This window comes from Levilactobacillus suantsaiihabitans (assembly GCF_004745505.1).
In the GTDB taxonomy this organism is placed as follows: Bacteria; Bacillota; Bacilli; order Lactobacillales; family Lactobacillaceae; genus Levilactobacillus; species Levilactobacillus suantsaiihabitans.
Window position 1 is genome coordinate 1 of record NZ_RKLX01000006.1, and the last position, 17,306, is coordinate 17,306.

Sequence of the window (17,306 nt, forward strand, 5' to 3'; positions counted from 1 at the left end):
CGTTAGGTGATACCATCAAAATTTAGAGTCTCAATACATAGTAAGCAAGATCAAAAGCCGTCAGTTTTTGAAAAACATGAAAACTGACGACTTTTTTGAAAGGTATGAATAATTCAGGTTGCTCTTATTAATTTTTGTCGCGTATTTTCTGGCCCTGAAGATTCCCAACTGGCTGATTTTATTGGCCGGGGTGGGGTTCATGTTGCTAAATGGCAACGTGACGGCCATTCTATCATGGGGTTATACGTTTATCTTCATCTTGTTTTATTGGTTTTCTTATCAACAGAGTACCCATCTTTGGCGGGCACCGTATACCCGTTACATTTCCGTGGCGACGGCCTTTGGCTTGGTTCTGTGGTTGTTTGTGAAGTTCCGCTTCCACCTGCCGTGGACCACGTATTGGATCGAAATCGGGGACTACCTGGTGTTGGCCACGCTGATGTACGGTTACTTCAAGATTCAGGACAAGGACCGGCGCATCAAGGACCGCTTGTTCCAGTCGGCTAACTGGGATGCATTGACGCACGTACAAAATTACGCGGCGTATGACCGGGCGGTGGGCTTTCACTTCCATCAAAGCAATACGCATCACCGGGATTTGGCTATGATTATGTTTGACATCGACCATTTCAAGCACATCAATGACACGTACGGACACTTGGCTGGCGATGAGGTGCTCAAGCAAGTGGCGAGCACCGTAGCGACCGTGTTGAAACCCTTTGGCAGTGACATCGTGCTGTACCGCACGGGGGGTGAGGAGTTCAACATCTTGTTACCCGACCGCGACTTGAATCGGGCACGACCAATCGCGCAGGAAGTATTTGATGCCGTGAAAGGGTTGACGACGACTTACAACGGAACGGACTTGCAGGTCACGATTTCGGTGGGGGTCTCCATCCTTCACGACGGCGACCGCAACCCGCTGGACTTCTACAAGCGAGTCGACGCCAACCTGTATCACTCCAAGCAAACGGGGCGGCACCGCATCACAGCGAGTTAAGGACCTTTAGAAAAATCGGCAGCAATGACAACGGACCGGTCAATCGACGCGGTCCGTTTTGTTTATAAATATTTAAATAGTAAATTCGTGTCTCGCCTGCGGAAAACGTGTAAAATATCAGGTAACCAGGGGAATGCCTCTGGACAGAATGGAGCGATCATCGTGATTTTCTTACTATTACTATTGTTATTGCTGTTTCCGCTGTTGCGCTTGGTCTTCGGCCTGGCCGGGTGGTTATTGGGTATCGTGGGGACGTTGATTATTGGCGCCATCGTGCTGGTGGCCTTTGCGGCGCTGTTCCGCTTCTTTATCGTGGCGGTGCTGGTCATCGGTGGCGGTATCTGGGCTTCCCACGCCCTGTTCAGCTAACCCCCGGTCTTGGGGTAGCGGTTCCTGGCGGTGTGGGTTGTGCTGGCCGCCTTACCGTTCGCTAGATATAGGTTGGAACGCTGAGGGCGTCGGCTCAAGCCAAAGGGCGGTCTTGAACCTCACCTTGGAGCCGGTGAATCGCGTCTCCAAGGTGCCAGTTCCCTAAGCGCCATGGTTCGCGGCGCTAAGGGAACTCCCACAGCTGAACCCATATCTAGCGAACTCACGGCTACAGTAGTGCTTGCCAACAACAATCGGCTTAACTTTTGGTAGCAGCTAATTTATCAGTTAGCTTTCAGCCAACACAGTGCTGCTGATGGGTGTCAACTTGCCGGAGGCAGCCAGGGTGGAGCCAGCTGTGTCGGCGGTGTTGGCTGAGGCTTTTTCTCAGCCTACAGCGCGGGACGACTTGAGAGACTGGCGGGCTTGGCCAGGCTTTCAAGCGAACCAGAAGACCGCTTCTCAGGCTGGAGGTGTTCCCCAGAGCAGGCGTCTGGTTTCACCAATTTTAGGTATTGAGACACCGTCGTTACGGTAATCAATGCGTTAGTTAACTAATGAAGACATGCAAAAGCGAGCCCGGACGGTCGATGTCCAGGCTCGCTTTTTGAGTCCAATTATTCAAATGACATTTCCACCAGGTAGACGTGCTCAGCGGGAATGTAGCTGGTGGTGATCCAGACCTCGCGATAGCCTTCCTTTGAACTGCGCGTGCGGTCGAAGAAGTCGTTCAGAAGGTCGCCATTTTTGGCTAAAAAGTCATCGTCCATCCGATTGACCAGCAGATGGCCAATGGGGAAGTAGAGTTCTTGATTCGCTACCGGCACCGAATCGGGAACGCCAATCGCGATGACGTTGCTATTACGCTGCTGAATAAAGCGGACCTGATCTTGGTGACGGTGGATATAGGTTAAGACGTTATAGATTGAATCTGAGTTGCTCGCCATGCGCTTACTCCCTTCAGTGTCCCCATTGTAACAAATATGACGAACATTACCAGTCTTATGACCAACGAAAAGATTGCCGTAAACGCTTACATGACGGTGATTCGTCGACCTTGATCGTTCGATCACTCAGCGGGGAAACGACCGGTGGCTAACGGCGATAATTTTTTTCATCTCAAAATGCTGATTTCCCAACTTTTTCCACTAGTTAGATGAAACAACCCGATAATCCTTGATTGCAAACACAATTCAAGCGAGTATAATTGTCGCATATGCAATTTTGATGTTTTACAGAGTAACTTTAGAAGAAAGAAGGCCAAAATTTCATGATGCGACTTGCCCGAAAACACTTGGACTGGTGGGCAGTAGTCCTTGCTGTTGGGTTTATGATTATTCAAGTTGCCTGTGATCTCTCCTTACCGACGTTGACGTCTGACATCATCGATAAAGGGATCGCCAACAACGATATCGGCTACATCTGGCGCACGGGTGGTCTGATGCTCCTCTTGAGTTTCATTGGGGTTTTAGGCGCTGCCGGGAACGTGTATTACGCGTCTACGCAGTCGCAACGGATGGGCCAACGGATCCGAACCGATTTATTTAAGAAAGTCACCTACGCATCCACCGAAGAATTCGAAACGGTGGGGAATGCCTCATTGATTACGCGGACGACCAACGACGTGGTGCAGATTCAAAACGTCATGGTCCAAATGCTGCGGATGATGTTGATGGCGCCCATCATGTTGGTGGGCGCCGGGGTCTTGGCCTACGTCAAGAGTCCGCGGCTGACCATGGTCTTCTTGGTGGCGTTACCGGTCTTGGCCTTATTTACGGGCCTGATCATGTACTTTGCGGTGCCCTTATTCAAGAGCTTGCAAAAGAAAATTGACCGCATCAACCTGGTCTTTCGTGAAGGCTTGACGGGGGTGCGGGTCATCCGTGCGTTCAATCAAGACCAGTTCGAACAAGACCGTTTTGAAGGGGCCAACCAAGATTACACCTCGACTGGGATCAAGGTCTTCATGATCGTTTCCTTGATGCTGCCAATCATCACGCTGATCGTCAGTGGGACCAACATTGGAATCGTCTGGTATGGCGGTAAGTTGATCGGCAGTCAAGCCATGGAAGTTGGTAACTTAGTGGCGTTCATGACTTATGCGACGCAACTGCTGATCAGTTTCATGATGGTTTCCATGGTCTTCGTCTTCCTGCCACGGGCCCAAGCGTCTGCAACTCGGATCAACGAAGTCATGGACTTAAAGAGCAAGATCAACGATGCCGACCAACCCGTCGACCTGGATAGCAACGAAGCCAGTCTGACCTTTGATCACGTGAACTTCCGGTACACCGGGGCGGAGAAATTGGCTCTGACCGACGTGAACTTCACGGCTACGGCGGGCCAAACCGTCGCCATTATTGGGGGGACCGGTTCTGGGAAATCCACGCTGGTCAACCTGATTCCGCGGTTATTTGACCCCGAAAATGGGCAAATCAAACTGAACGGCACGCCGCTGACCGCCTTGAGTCAAAAGGCCTTACACGATGCTATTTCAATCACCCAGCAAAAGGCCGTCCTGTTCTCCGGCACGGTCCGTAGCAACATGACCTTTGGGATGCCGGATGCCAGCGATAGCCAAATTTGGCACGCCTTAGATGTCGCGCAAGCTAGCGACTTCGTCAAAGAAGAGGGTGGCCTGGACGCGGTCGTTGAACAAAACGGGGACAACTTCTCCGGTGGACAACGGCAACGGCTGGTCATTGCCCGGACGATTTTGAAGCGGGCGAGCGTTTACATTTTTGATGATTCGTTCTCCGCGCTGGACTTTAAGACTGATGCACAATTGCGTCAAGAGCTGCGCAAGGATGAACAGGTTCAAGCCGGCGTGACGGTCATCGTTGCCCAGCGGGTCTCCACGGTTGCCGATGCAGACCTCATCTTGGTTATCGATGGCGGGAATATTGTGGGTCAAGGCACACACGATGAGCTGAAGGCCACAAACCAGACGTACCAAGAAATCCTGGATTCACAATTGCGGAAGGGGGATACCGTCGATGCGTAATGGACGTGGTGCCGCTACCAAACAACGGCCACAAAAATTCTGGGGAACGACTTTTCGGTTGTTCCGCTACATGAAAGCCTGGCTACCCGGTATCTTCGTGGTGTTAGTCTTCGCAGTTGTCTCGGTGATCCTGCAGATTCGGACGCCGAAGATCTTGGGGGAAGCCACGACTGAATTATTTAAAGGTGTCATGAAGGGGACCGCAGAGCTGAAGGCCGGCATTGGCATTCACAGTCTGCCCGTCAACTTCGATAAAATCGGCCACATTCTGCTGGTCGTCGGCATTATGTATGCCGGAGCAGCGTTATTTGGGATCGTGCAGCAGCTGATCATGAGTTGGATCTCCCAAAAGGTCGTCTACCGGTTACGGCGCGACCTGAAGGAAAAGATGCAACGGTTGCCTATCAGCTACTACGATACCCACAGTAACGGGGACTTGATGTCGCGGATGGCCAACGATATGGATAACATCGGGGGCACGCTGCAACAGACCCTGTCGCAAATGGTCACCAGTGTCTTGACCTTCTTTGGGGTCTTGTACATGATGCTGACGATTAGTGGCTGGTTGACGTTGGTCGCTTTGATCTCCGTACCACTGAGTGTCTTAGTGGTCGGCATCGTGGCGCCCAAATCGCAACGGTTCTTCGCCAGTCAACAGAAGAACCTGGGGCTGTTGAACAACACGGTTGAAGAGACTTACGCCGGTCACACGGTGGTCAAGACCTTCAACCGGGAGGAATCCACGCAAACCGAATTTGAAGAACACAACCAAAAGTACTACCAATCCGCGTGGAAGGCGCAGTTCGTGTCGAGCTTGATCTTCCCGCTGATGAACTTCGTGAAAAATTTGGATTACCTGGCTGTGGCCGTTATCGGGGGGATTCAAGTGGCCAACGGGACCGTTAGCTTGGGGAACGTGCAGGCCTTCCTGCAATACACCAACCAATTCTCCCAACCCATCACCCAAATGGCCAACTTGACCAACACGATTCAAGCGACGATTGCCTCTGCTGAACGGATCTTTGACGTCCTGGACGAATCCGATATGGTCGAGACCAAGACGGCGGAAGTCCCAGCGGAAACGGCACCTAATGGCAACGTCATTGAATTTGACAACGTGGCCTTCCGGTATGTGGAAAACAATCCGCTGATCGAAGACTTCAATTTGAAGGTCAAACCGGGTGATATGGTCGCTATTGTCGGGCCAACCGGGGCCGGGAAGACCACCATCATCAACCTGCTAGAACGCTTCTACGATGTCGATTCTGGTCAGATCAGGTATCGGGGTCAGGACACGCACGCCGTGGGTCGGACCGATTTGCGCCGTCACTTTGCGATGGTGCTGCAGGATACATGGCTATTTACCGGGTCGATTTTTGACAACATCAAGTACGGTCGCGAGGATGCGACGGAAGATGACGTGTACGCCGCCGCTAAGGCCGCCCATGCCGACACCTTCATTCGCCAGTTGCCGGATGGTTACGACACCATCTTGAACGAAGCCGCGACGAACATTTCGCAAGGGCAACGCCAACTGTTGACGATTGCCCGGGCGTTCGTGGCGGATCCCGACGTCTTGATCTTGGACGAAGCTACCAGTTCGGTCGATACCCGGACGGAAATGCTGATCCAGCACGCCATGCAACGCTTGCTGGCGGGCCGGACGAGCTTCGTGGTGGCGCACCGGTTGTCAACGATTCAAAATGCCGAGAACATTGTGGTCATGAACCATGGGCACATTGTGGAAACCGGGAACCACGACAGTCTGTTAGCGGCCAACGGCTTTTACGCCGACCTCTACAACAGTCAGTTCACCGGAAACGACTTGGCTTAAATTAAATGGCTTTGCAAAGCGTCTTGTCATTCGTGGCAGGGCGCTTTTGGTATGCGTGGGATTGGTAGCGGTGACACAGGAGGTGTGTTGTCAACGCGGAGACTGGAACGCGGTGGGCGGCCGGTTTGTGCTATCCGGCGGTTAACCATAAGTTTAAGACAATCTTGAATTGCCATTTGCCGGGCGAGATGGGTACAATGGGGGACGAAGAAAGAGAGAGGTGCGGTCTATGGCGTATGTAGCAACGAAAGCGGCCCTTCAGCGGTTGGTCGCGGAGAAGGTAGTGCCGGGCGTGAGCTTTGCGTTCATCGATGGCGATCGGGTGGAAACGGGGCAGTACGGTGTTGCCGCCATCGTGCCCCATACGGAGCCACTGCGGCCGGGTATGCTGTATGATGTGGCCTCGCTGACCAAGGTGGTGGGGACGCTCAGCGTGGTCCTGCAGCTCTTGGCCACGGGCCGGCTGCGGTTGACCGACCGGGTCCACGACTACTTACCCGAGTGGCAGGATCCGCGGGTGACGGTGCGGCATTTACTGACCCACACGTCGGGCATCACGGGATACATCCCCAACCGTAATCAACTGGCGGCCCCCGAATTGACGCACGCGCTGTTACAGCTGCACGTGGGGCCGATCTTTGGCCAGAAAATGGTATACGCCGACGTCAACTACATTTTCTTGGGGTGGATCGTCGAGCGACTTTTAGGCGAGCCGATTCAGGTAGCCGTGCAAAAGCGAGTGCTCACGCCGCTGGGGATGATCCACAGTACGTTTACCCCGAGCGACCCGTTGGCCTGCATCCCCACGGCCCAAACCGTCACCCGGGGACTGATTCGCGGAGAAGTCCACGACCCCAAGGGCTACGTCTTGCAACGACGCTGCGGGTCCGCGGGTTTGTTCAGCACCATCGACGATCTGACCCGCTTCTGTCAGGCGTACTGTCGGCCGGAAACGGTTCCCGCGGTCTTGCCGCCACACTATGTCGACCAGTTGACCCACGACTGGACGCCCAATGGCCACGCGGGCCGTTCACTGGGCTGGGCGTTGACCGCGACGCAGTGGCCACAAGCACACCGCGTCATCTGGCATTCTGGTTTCACCGGCACGTATTTGGTGATCGACCCAGCGGCCAAACAGGCAATGGTTTTCCTGACCAACCGGGTTCATCCGGTGGCCCCCAACGAACCCTACCTCGACCAACGCAACGCGGTTATTGGCACGTATCTAGCGGAAAAGAGCCGGTATGCCGGTCATGATTTTGTGTAACTAAAGAATGAAAAACAAAATTCGGTATACGGCGTTGAGATTGCTCGTTAACAGCTTCGTAGCAGAAACTGGCCGACTACCGTTCGCCAAATAGGGGTTGGAACGTTGGGGCGGACGGGCCAAGCCAAAGGACGATCTCTCGGCAACAGAAATGCTTGCCAACAGTAATTGATTTAACCTTTGGTTGCAGTTAACTTGTTGGCATACTGTCAAGTTGAGAAGCAGTCCGTTAATTCTGTTTGAAATCCTGTATCATAAAAGTGCCAACCCAGACCGTCACTTGGACGATGTGGGTTGGCACTTTTTGGTTTGAATATGCGTTAGTCTGGTTAGTTGCCAATTGCTTGGACAACTATTGCCGCTCATTTAACAAGAAGTTAGTGATGACAGACAATCTCGCCGGAGACAGGTAGGAGTGGAGCCAGCTGTGTCGACCCAGTTAGCTGGCGTTTTGTGCCAGGTTACTGGGTGGGACGACTTGGGAGACTCGCGGTCTGGGCGAGGCTTCCAAGCGAACTGGAAGCCCGTTCTTTGGCTGGAAGTGTTCCCCATAGCAGGCGGAACTCCTGCCTGGCGGAGGCAACTGGTTTTGTCTGTCAGCTACCCTAGAAGGTCGCGGGAATTGGCAGGGCTTCTTGTTGGCTGAAGTCGGCGTCCGGGTACTTGCGTTTCAAAGCGGCGACCAACAAGTGCTTGGCGATGTCGCCGTTGCGAGTCAAGATGGGACCGTGGAAGTAGGAACAATAAACATTCTTGTAAATGGCACCTTCCGTACCGTCCTCACCATTATTGCCCTTACCGGAGATGACATTGCCCAGGGGCCGTTCGCCCTTGCCCAGGTAAGTCAGGCCTTGGTGGTTTTCAAAGCCGTGGTAGGTCTCGCCGGTCTCTTGGTTCTTGATGACGATGTCGCCGATGAAACGGTTGTGGTCTTGGGCCAGCGTGTAGTGGTCCAAGGCACCGATACCAGGCAGTTTTTCGCCGTCCGCACCAATGTAGTAGTGTCCCAATAGCTGGAAACCGCCACAGATGGCCAGCAGGGGACCACCGGATTCGATAAACTTGATCAGTTCGGCTTTTTTTGTTTGGATGTCTTGGGACACGATGGTTTGTTCAAAGTCTTGGCCTCCGCCGAAGAAAGCCAGGTCGTAGTCGGCGGCGTGGAAGGATTCTTCCAGGCTGACGACCTTGACGTTTAAGGTGACATCCATTTGCTTGGCATAGTAGTTCAACGCCAGAATATTACCGACGTCACCGTAAGTGTTCATCAGGTCGCCGTACAAGTGGGCGACGTTTAATTCGTAACTCATAGTCCGAGTCCCTCCTTGACGTAGCCTTTATCAGCTAAAATTTTACGCATCTGCAGCATGGCGGTGTAGGTCGCCAGCACGTAAACGCGGTCGGTCGAGACCTTCTTGATCTCGTCAACGACCTTTTCTAGGTTCGGTTCCACAATGTGGCGGTCGTCGGGAATGCCCGCGACCTTCAGACGGAACGTGATATCTTTGTAACGTTCGCCCCCGGTGATGACCGTTGGGATGTCGCGGTCGGCCAGTTGTTCAAAGTCGCCGTCCCAGATCCAGCTGGTGTCGATTCCGTCGGCATAGTTGGCATTCAATAGGCCCACCAGTGAAAATGGGTGGGTGTCCGTGCCAATCATGTGCAGAACTTGGTCCAACCCCACGGGATTCTTGACCAAGATGATGGTGACGCGTTTGCCATCGACGTTGATGACTTCTTGGCGGCCGAAGACCTGCTGGTTGGCGTTGAAGGCGTCGCTGACCTGTTCCGGCGTGACGCCCATGAAACGGCCAACCGCATAGGCGGCCAGGGCGTTGTAAATGTTGTAGGTGCCGCCCACTTGAATCTTGAAGGGGTGACCGTCGATGTCAAATTTCGAAGACGTCGGCGTTTGTTCGCCCAGCTTGGTCAAGCGGTAGGTGAGTTCCGGCCGCGAGAAGCCGCAGTTCGGGCAGAAATACTTGCCTTGGTTGCTGTAAGTTAAGGAATGGTAGTGCAAAATGTGCTCACAGTTGGGGCACAGCACGCCATCCGTGTTGGGCTTGGCCTTGAAGTCGCCGTCCGGCTGATTGTCAAAGCCATAGTACTGAATCGGGTTTGGCAATTCCTTGGAGTGGAAGATTGGCGAGTCGCCGTTTGCGATGATAGTCGCGTTGGGCGCCAGGGCCACGCCGTCTAGAATCTTTTGGTAAGTGGTGTAAATTTCACCGTAGCGATCCATTTGGTCCCGAAAGATGTTCGTGAAGACGAAAGCTTTCGGTTCAATATATTGGGTCACTTTGATCACGTTGGCTTCATCAACTTCCAAAACGGCGAGTGGCCGGCCAGTCTTGGGATTTTTAGCGTTTAAGAAGGTCGTGACGATCCCTTGTTCCATGTTGGAGCCGGTGGGGTTCGTCAAGATATCGGGATACTTTTCGCGCAGCACGGAGACCGTCAATGCCGTGGTCAACGTCTTCCCGTTGGTTCCCGTGATGACGATGACGTCATACTTAGCGCCCAAGGTCCGCAAAATGTTGGGATCGAGTTTTAACGTAATTTTTCCGGGGAGAGAACTTCCCCCGTGTAGAAACGTGTGGAGAAACCAGTAAGAGGATTTCCCCGCGAAGGTGGCAACGCCGCTTCTGAATGACATGCAATTCGCTCCTTAATCGCGACAAGATTTTTTAATGTCGGGTTCCATAATATTCAAGCCTTAATTTTAGCATTTTTTCGGCGTTAAGGGGAGGACTCTGCTTGAACTTTCCCAAATCGCAAGGAGTTGGGCTGGTTGACTGCCCAGCTGGGAGGGAGGCGGTCGCCTTGCTGGTCGTGAAATAGGGGGGTAGCCGACGAAAGACTGAGGAACGGTCTGAACCGAAGCACGCGTCTCAAAATGGTCTCATAGCCAAAACGTACGCCAACAGGAAATTGGAGTTGTTTACCCCGTCGTATTTCACGCCACCGTACGTCGGTTGGTGACGCTGGGATTGATGGCAAAGCGGACTATTCTGATTGCTTGATTATTTTGGTCACTGCGATGGCTTGAATCAGATAGTAACCAGGCATTTTGGTGGGCTGCACTTACGGCACCGAACGGGTGGTTTTGGCCAACCACCCGTGTAGCCGAGAGTGAAGCGAAATAGGCGCTCAGCCGTGGGATTTTCTAAGTGTCTTTCTTAGAAAATGGCGTCTGGGAAACGTGGACTTCGGTTCCCAGCGAGGGCTGAGACCGCCTTTTGGCTCAGACCGGTCCTGCCCGCCGCGTTCCAGCGCCTATTTCGCGAACGGTAAGGCGGCCAGCGACCACAATGTAACCAATATCAGTAACCACCGAATTGGCAGCGGTTTCGCGGAAGAAATCTAGCACCAATTGGCCGCGACAGTCGAATTTTCTAGCGTAATCGGCTATAATAGATAGAAACTGTCAAAAAGGTGGGAGCAACGTGGCGCAGCTATTTTTTCGGTACGGCGCAATGAATAGCGGGAAGACCATTGAAATCTTGAAGGTCGCCCATAACTATGAGGAACAGGGCAAGCGGGTCATCATCATGACCAGTGGCTTGGATACCAGAGATGGGGTCGGCCACGTCTCAAGTCGCATTGGCTTGAAGCGAACGGCTCATCCCATTTTCAAGGAAACCAACCTCTACGACGAGGTGCAACGCATTGATGCGCAGGCCAACTGTGTGTTGATCGATGAGGCCCAATTTATGACCAAGGAACACGTTTTTCAACTGGCCAAAGTGGTGGATGACTTACACATTCCGGTCATGACCTTTGGACTGAAGAACGATTTCAAGAATGAATTGTTTGAAGGCTCCAAGTACCTCCTGTTATACGCGGATAAGATCGAAGAAATGAAGACCATCTGCTGGTTCTGCACCAAGAAGGCCATCATGAACTTACGGTTCCATGACAATCAACCGGTCTATGAAGGTGAACAGGTCCAAATTGGCGGCAACGAGGCCTACTACCCGGTTTGCCGGCGCCATTATTTCAACCCACCATTGGATCAGATTGGCAAGTCGCGGCCAAAGTAGGCTGATAAAAGCCGATGCGAATGTGCCTGGAAGGTTTTGACCCAGGCACTTGACACTAGTTAATTTTGAAACGAGGTTAAATCGTATGGATGAAATGTTTGACAAGCTCCAAGCCGTGGCCGACCGCTACGACGAGCTCAATGAATTGATCAGTGACCCCGAAGTCATCGCGGACACGCAGAAATTCATGAAGCTGTCCAAAGAAGAAGGGGAGCTGCGCGAAACGGTGGAGAAGTACCACCAATACCAAGACGTCACCAAGCAAATTGCTGATGACGACGAAATGTTACGCGAAAAGCTCGACGATGACATGGATGCCATGGTCAAAGAAGAGCTCAAGGACTTAACGGCCCAAAAGGAAAAACTCGAAGACGACATCAAGGTCTTACTGTTGCCGAAGGACCCCAACGATGACAAGAACATCATCATGGAAATCCACGGCGCGGCCGGTGGGGACGAAGCCAGTTTATTTGCAGCCGACCTCTTTAGCATGTACTCCAAGTACGCCGAACGCCAGGGCTGGAAGATCGAAATTGTCGATGAGAACGCCACCGAAGTTGGTGGGTTCAAGGAAATCGTCTTGATGATCACGGGGGACAAGGTTTACTCCAAGCTCAAGTACGAAAACGGCGCGCACCGGGTACAACGGGTGCCCGCGACGGAATCCGCTGGTCGGGTCCACACCAGTACCGCTACGGTCGGCGTGATGCCGGAAGAAGAGGACGTGGACATCGATATCGACCCGAAGGACATTCGGACCGACGTTTACCGGTCATCTGGTGCCGGTGGGCAACACATTAACAAGACCTCATCAGCTGTGCGGATGACCCACTTGCCAACCGGGATCGTGGTTGCCATGCAAGATGAACGATCGCAGCAACAAAACCGGGCCAAGGCCATGACCATTTTACGAGCGCGGGTCTACGACTACTACAAGCAACAAGAAGAAGATGCCTACAATGCCGAACGGAAGTCGGCCGTGGGGACCGGGGATCGTTCCGAACGGATCCGGACCTACAACTACCCGCAAAACCGGGTCACGGATCACCGTATCGGCTTGACTTTGAACAAGCTCGACCGCGTGATGAACGGCGAATTGGATGACATCATCGATGCGTTGATTCTGTCCGATCAAGCAGCCAAGCTAGAAGACTTAAAGAATAATGGCTAAGACCACCATTTTGATGGCACTGAGGGCTGCCGAGCAACAACTGACGGCGGCCGGCCAAGAGACCAGCGTTGCCGCCTACTTGATGCAGGAAGGGCAAGGCTGGTCCTTTACCCAACTGGTGCAACACTATCGCGACGAGGTGCCGCCTAAATTAGCGGCGACCTATCAGCAACAAGTCGACCGGGTCTGCGCCGGTGAACCCGCCCAATACGTATTGGGGCACGCGCCGTTTTACGGTCGTGAATTTCAGGTCACCGCGGCCACGTTGATTCCCCGTCCCGAGACGGAGGAACTGGTCGAGTGGGTCTTACAAACGCCACCGGGGTCCGTTCAGCTGTTGGACGTGGGTACCGGAAGTGGGGCGATTGCGCTCACTTTAAAGGCGGAACGGCCTGACTGGACGGTTACGGCGACGGATATTTCGGCCGCCGCGATCGCCGTCGCCCGGCAAAATGCCCAGGCGTTACACACGCCAGTGACGTTGGCGGTGGGCGATTTATTCGCGCCGGTAGCGGGCCAACGATTTGACATCATCGTGTCCAACCCGCCGTACATCGATCAGGCGGAACGGCCCGTGATGGATGACTCGGTCAAGCGTTTCGAGCCAGCCACGGCGCTCTTTGCGGCCAATCACGGCCTGGCATTTTACCAGCGGTTTGCCCAAGCGTTGCCGGATTACCTGACACCACACGGGCAGTTCTTTGCCGAGATCGGGTACCAGCAGGGGCCAGCGGTGCGCACGGTCTTTGAAACCGCCCTGCCGCAGGCGACGGTGACTATTAAACCAGACATCAACGGCCATGATCGCATGGTGCGCGTGCAATTGTGAATTTAGATGGGAGATTAGAGAATAGTTATGGAAACCAAGATTTTTCAACCAACTGAAATCGCTGCGGCGGCCGCTGCTATTCAGGCCGGCCAACTCGTGGCCTTTCCAACGGAGACCGTCTACGGTTTAGGCGCCGACGCCACCAACGAAGCGGCGGTCAAGCAGGTCTACGTGGCCAAAGGACGGCCCAGCGACAACCCGTTGATCGTCCACGTGACGGGTGAAGAGACCGTTAAAAAGTACGCTCAGCCACTGTCTGACAAGGCCGAAGCCCTGATCAAGGCGTTTTGGCCCGGTCCCTTGACGTTGATTTTTAAGCTCCAACCGGGAGCCTTGTCCAAGGCCGTCACCGGGGGTCTGGACACCGCGGCGTTCCGGAACCCCGCCAACCAGGTCACGTTAGACCTGATCAAGGCGGCCGGGGTGCCGTTGGTCGGTCCGTCCGCCAACACCTCGGGCAAGCCAAGTCCCACGTTGGCCAAGCACGTCTACCACGACTTAAATGGGAAAATCGCCGGTATTTTAGACGATGGTCCCACCAAGGTCGGCGTCGAATCCACGGTCTTGGACATGTCCACAGACATCCCGACGATCCTGCGTCCCGGTGGTGTGACCGAAGAACAGCTGGCCGCCGTGATTGGGCCCGTGCAGTCCAACCACCACAAGGTCGGCAAGGGTGAGATTCCCAAGGCACCGGGGATGAAATACAAGCACTACGCGCCCAACGCACAGGTCACAATCGTGGATAACGAGGCCGATTGGCCCGCAGCCCTGGCCTGGGCGGCCCAACAAACCGGCACCATCGGCGTGATGGCCTTGGACCACACGTTGGCGGGAGAAACGCTCCCGAATAATACGGAGGCCTTCTCGTTAGGGGCCGACATGGCCAGTGCCAGCCACCGGTTGTTCGCCGGCCTGCGTCACTTTGACCTGGAGTCACCTGTGACCGGCATCTTGGCGCAAGGCTTTGCGGCCGAGGGCTTAGGGGCGGCCTACATGAACCGGTTGAACAAATCGGCGGGGCAGCAACATTTTGAAAAGTAAGTCGAGTGAGCCAGCAGGCGGAACCAGTTGCCTGTTGGCACACGTTTTGGCCATTTGAAGTTAGTGCATAAGGGTCTGGGATAGTTTTCCCGGGCTTTTTATTTTGAACTAAAGATCAACGCGTTGATTGTTGTAATAGCAGTGTCTCGACACCTAAAATTGGTGAAACTAGGCGCCCGTGTCAGGCTAGGGTGGGGCCCTGGCTGTCTCTGGCAAGGCTGACGTCTATCAGCAGCACTGCGTTAATGAAAGATCTGTCGTCAATGCAGCTACTGCCTGGGGGTAAGACGGTAGTTACTTATATACACTACCGTAGCCGGGAGTTCGCCAAATATGGGTTCAGCCGTGGGTGTTGCCTTAGCGGCACGGTTCATGCCGCTTAGACAACTGGCGTCTTTGAGACGTGATTTTCGGCTCAAAGCGAGGCGTCGAGACCGTCCTTTGGCTCGACCCGTCCCAGCGTTCCAACCCATATTTGGCGAACGGTAGGCGGACAGTCCGAACAGTATTTCTAAAAGCGTACTAGCGTTATTACCGGTCAATGATTAGCTAGTTAGGTTGGCGATTTATAAAATAATAAATAATGCGAAGTAGTCCCATGAACGCGAAAAATTTGGTAAAATAAGACCAATTACAGTTCAGGGGGAATTGCCAGTGAATTTCAAAGAAAAAGATCCAGAATTATGGGGCGCTATTGCCAAAGAAGAACAACGTCAAGAAGACACGATTGAATTGATTGCTTCCGAAAATATCGTCAGCGAAGCCGTGCGGACGGCGCAAGGCTCCGTTTTGACCAACAAGTACGCCGAAGGTTATCCGGGTAAACGCTACTATGGTGGGACCCAGTACATCGACGTCGTGGAACAACTGGCCATTGACCGCGCTAAGAAGCTGTTTAACGCGGAGTACGCCAATGTGCAGCCCCACTCTGGCTCCCAGGCAAACCAAGCCGTCTATGCGGCATTTTTGCAGCCTGGTGACACGATCTTGGGGATGGGCCTGGACGCCGGCGGTCACTTGACCCACGGGGCTAAAGTCAACTTCTCCGGGAAGCTGTACAATGCTTACAGCTACGCGTTAAACCCAGACACTGAGCTCCTGGACTACGACATGATTCGTGATCTAGCGCTGAAGGTCAAGCCCCAACTGATTGTGGCCGGGGCGTCCGCATATTCTCGGTTCATTGACTGGCAAGCCTTCCGTGATATTGCGGATGAAGTCGGCGCATACTTAATGGTCGACATGGCCCACATTGCGGGGTTAGTGGCGGCTGGCCTGCACCCGAGTCCAGTGGGGATTGCCGATGTGGTCACCACGACGACGCACAAGACGTTGCGCGGCCCACGGGGCGGGATGATCTTATCCCAAGCGGAAAATGCCAAGCGCATCAACTCCGCCGTCTTCCCCGGCACGCAGGGGGGACCACTGGAACACGTGATTGCTGGGAAAGCGGCGGCCTTTTTCGAAGACCTGCAGCCAGAATTCACGGATTACGGCAAGCAGATCATTGCCAACGCCCACGCCATGGCTGATGAATTCAGCAAGTTGCCTCAGGTCCGGGTCGTTTCCGGGGGAACGGACAACCATTTGATGACCTTGGATCTGTCGGCCACGGATCTTAACGGTAAGCAAGCCCAAGAACTGTTGGACAGTGTCATGATCACCACCAACAAGGAAGCCATTCCGAACGAAAAATTAAGCCCGTTCAAGACGTCCGGAATTCGGCTGGGAACCCCGGCCATCACCACGCGGGGATTCAATGCAGACGAATCCCGCGAAGTTGCGCGGTTGATCGTCAAGACGCTCTTGAATCCTACGGACGATCAGATTTTAGATGAAGTCCGGCAACGTGTGCATGCACTCACTAGTGCCCACCCGTTATCTGCGTTGGATTAAAAAATTTATGATAAAAACGTTTTCATTTGAAATTAGGCGTTTTGGTAGCGGAAATCCATGGTACAATTGTAAGAAATCATAAAGGAGCGCTCATTCATGGGGAAGTTTCAAGTACTTGACCACCCGTTGATTCAACACAAACTGACGATTATCCGGAACAAAGACTGTGGGACCCGCAGTTTTCGGGAGGTTGTCAACGAAATCTCGACCTTAATGGCCTACGAAGTTTCGCGCGATATGCCTTTAAAGGATAAGGAAATCGAAACACCAATGGGCAAGATGACTGCCAAGGAACTCTCTGGTAAGAAGGTTGCCATTGTGCCAATCTTACGTGCCGGTATTGGTATGGTAGATGGTATTTTGGAATTGATTCCAGCTGCAAAGGTCGGTCACATCGGGATGTACCGTGATGAGACGACCTTACAGCCCCATGAATACTTCGTGAAGATGCCTTCAGACATCGATCAACGGCAAATTTTCATCGTTGACCCGATGCTTGCGACCGGTGGTTCTGCCATGATGGCAATCGAAGCTTTGGAAAAGCGGGGCGCTGATCCAAAGAACATGAAGTTTGTTTGCCTGGTTTCCGCACCAGAAGGGGTTAAAGCTTTACGCGAAGCCCAACCTGACGTTGATATTTACACGGCGGCGTTAGATGATCATCTGAACGAAGACGGCTACATTGTGCCAGGTCTCGGCGATGCCGGTGACCGTTTGTTTGGAACGAAGTAAACGTTAAAGAGATTCGGCCAGTTGGTCGAGTCTCTTCTTTGTTAGGAAACCCCGTTAGCAAGATTAGTAACTTAACTGCGCTGGTCAAGTGCGACCATCAGTGTGTTGGTACCCAGA

14 protein-coding genes are annotated in these 17,306 nt (G+C 53.4%); 11 read left to right on the plus strand and 3 right to left on the minus strand.

Features of this window, described 5'->3' with window-relative positions; genetic code table 11:
• The first annotated feature begins 118 nt into the window (after positions 1-118).
• Both EGT51_RS04760 and EGT51_RS04765 read left to right on the plus strand, forming a co-directional pair.
• Positions 119-1,000, plus strand: a complete 882-nt coding sequence (locus EGT51_RS04760; RefSeq protein ID WP_225428681.1) for a GGDEF domain-containing protein — start codon at positions 119-121, stop codon at positions 998-1,000.
• Positions 1,001-1,162: 162 nt separating this feature from the next.
• On the plus strand, positions 1,163-1,369 hold the full coding sequence (locus EGT51_RS04765) for a hypothetical protein (protein WP_135367628.1): 207 nt from the start codon (positions 1,163-1,165) through the stop codon (positions 1,367-1,369).
• 617 nt (positions 1,370-1,986) lie between these two features.
• Here the strand turns inward: EGT51_RS04765 and EGT51_RS04770 are convergent.
• The gene (locus EGT51_RS04770; RefSeq protein WP_135367629.1) at positions 1,987-2,316 is read right to left on the minus strand and encodes a hypothetical protein; all 330 of its coding nucleotides are present in this window, start codon (positions 2,314-2,316) and stop codon (positions 1,987-1,989) included.
• A 323-nt stretch (positions 2,317-2,639) separates the two neighbouring features.
• Here EGT51_RS04770 and EGT51_RS04775 point away from each other — a divergent pair, with 323 nt between their 5' ends.
• From EGT51_RS04775 to EGT51_RS04785, 3 genes are all read left to right on the plus strand, one after another.
• On the plus strand, positions 2,640-4,373 hold the full coding sequence (locus tag EGT51_RS04775; RefSeq protein ID WP_135367630.1) for an ABC transporter ATP-binding protein: 1,734 nt from the start codon (positions 2,640-2,642) through the stop codon (positions 4,371-4,373).
• A complete protein-coding gene (locus EGT51_RS04780) occupies positions 4,366-6,207 on the plus strand; it encodes an ABC transporter ATP-binding protein (protein WP_135367631.1) in 1,842 nt (613 codons plus the stop codon). The genes EGT51_RS04775 and EGT51_RS04780 overlap by 8 nt, the downstream gene beginning before the upstream one ends.
• A 229-nt stretch (positions 6,208-6,436) precedes the next feature.
• Positions 6,437-7,474: a serine hydrolase domain-containing protein gene (locus EGT51_RS04785; RefSeq protein ID WP_135367632.1), complete on the plus strand. Its 1,038-nt coding sequence runs from the start codon at positions 6,437-6,439 to the stop codon at positions 7,472-7,474.
• Positions 7,475-8,079: 605 nt separating this feature from the next.
• On the opposite strand, the gene EGT51_RS04790 is transcribed toward EGT51_RS04785, so the two are convergent.
• Together EGT51_RS04790 and EGT51_RS04795 are read right to left on the minus strand one after the other, a co-directional pair.
• Positions 8,080-8,784: a type 1 glutamine amidotransferase gene (locus EGT51_RS04790; protein ID WP_135367633.1), complete on the minus strand. Its 705-nt coding sequence runs from the start codon at positions 8,782-8,784 to the stop codon at positions 8,080-8,082.
• A complete protein-coding gene (locus tag EGT51_RS04795; RefSeq protein WP_135367634.1) occupies positions 8,781-10,130 on the minus strand; it encodes a Mur ligase family protein in 1,350 nt (449 codons plus the stop codon). The genes EGT51_RS04790 and EGT51_RS04795 overlap by 4 nt, the downstream gene beginning before the upstream one ends.
• Before the next feature lie 790 nt (positions 10,131-10,920).
• Between EGT51_RS04795 and EGT51_RS04800 the strand changes: the two genes are divergently transcribed.
• The 6 genes from EGT51_RS04800 to upp all read left to right on the plus strand — a co-directional run bounded on the left by EGT51_RS04800 (position 10,921) and on the right by upp (position 17,189).
• Positions 10,921-11,517 (plus strand): thymidine kinase, encoded by a 597-nt coding sequence (locus tag EGT51_RS04800; RefSeq protein ID WP_135367635.1) that lies wholly within the window; start codon positions 10,921-10,923, stop codon positions 11,515-11,517.
• An 85-nt stretch (positions 11,518-11,602) separates the two neighbouring features.
• Positions 11,603-12,688 (plus strand): peptide chain release factor 1, encoded by a 1,086-nt coding sequence (gene prfA, locus EGT51_RS04805; RefSeq protein WP_135367636.1) that lies wholly within the window; start codon positions 11,603-11,605, stop codon positions 12,686-12,688.
• Positions 12,681-13,517: a peptide chain release factor N(5)-glutamine methyltransferase gene (gene prmC, locus EGT51_RS04810; protein WP_135367637.1), complete on the plus strand. Its 837-nt coding sequence runs from the start codon at positions 12,681-12,683 to the stop codon at positions 13,515-13,517. The genes prfA and prmC overlap by 8 nt, the downstream gene beginning before the upstream one ends.
• A 27-nt stretch (positions 13,518-13,544) precedes the next feature.
• Positions 13,545-14,561 carry an L-threonylcarbamoyladenylate synthase gene (locus EGT51_RS04815; RefSeq protein WP_135367638.1) on the plus strand — a complete coding sequence of 339 codons (1,017 nt, stop codon included), beginning with the start codon at positions 13,545-13,547 and terminating at the stop codon, positions 14,559-14,561.
• Positions 14,562-15,215: 654 nt separating this feature from the next.
• Complete coding sequence (gene glyA, locus EGT51_RS04820; protein ID WP_135367639.1) at positions 15,216-16,457, plus strand: serine hydroxymethyltransferase; 1,242 nt, start codon at positions 15,216-15,218, stop codon at positions 16,455-16,457.
• A gap of 96 nt (positions 16,458-16,553) precedes the next feature.
• On the plus strand, positions 16,554-17,189 hold the full coding sequence (upp, locus tag EGT51_RS04825; protein WP_125575376.1) for a uracil phosphoribosyltransferase: 636 nt from the start codon (positions 16,554-16,556) through the stop codon (positions 17,187-17,189).
• Positions 17,190-17,306 lie beyond the last annotated feature (117 nt).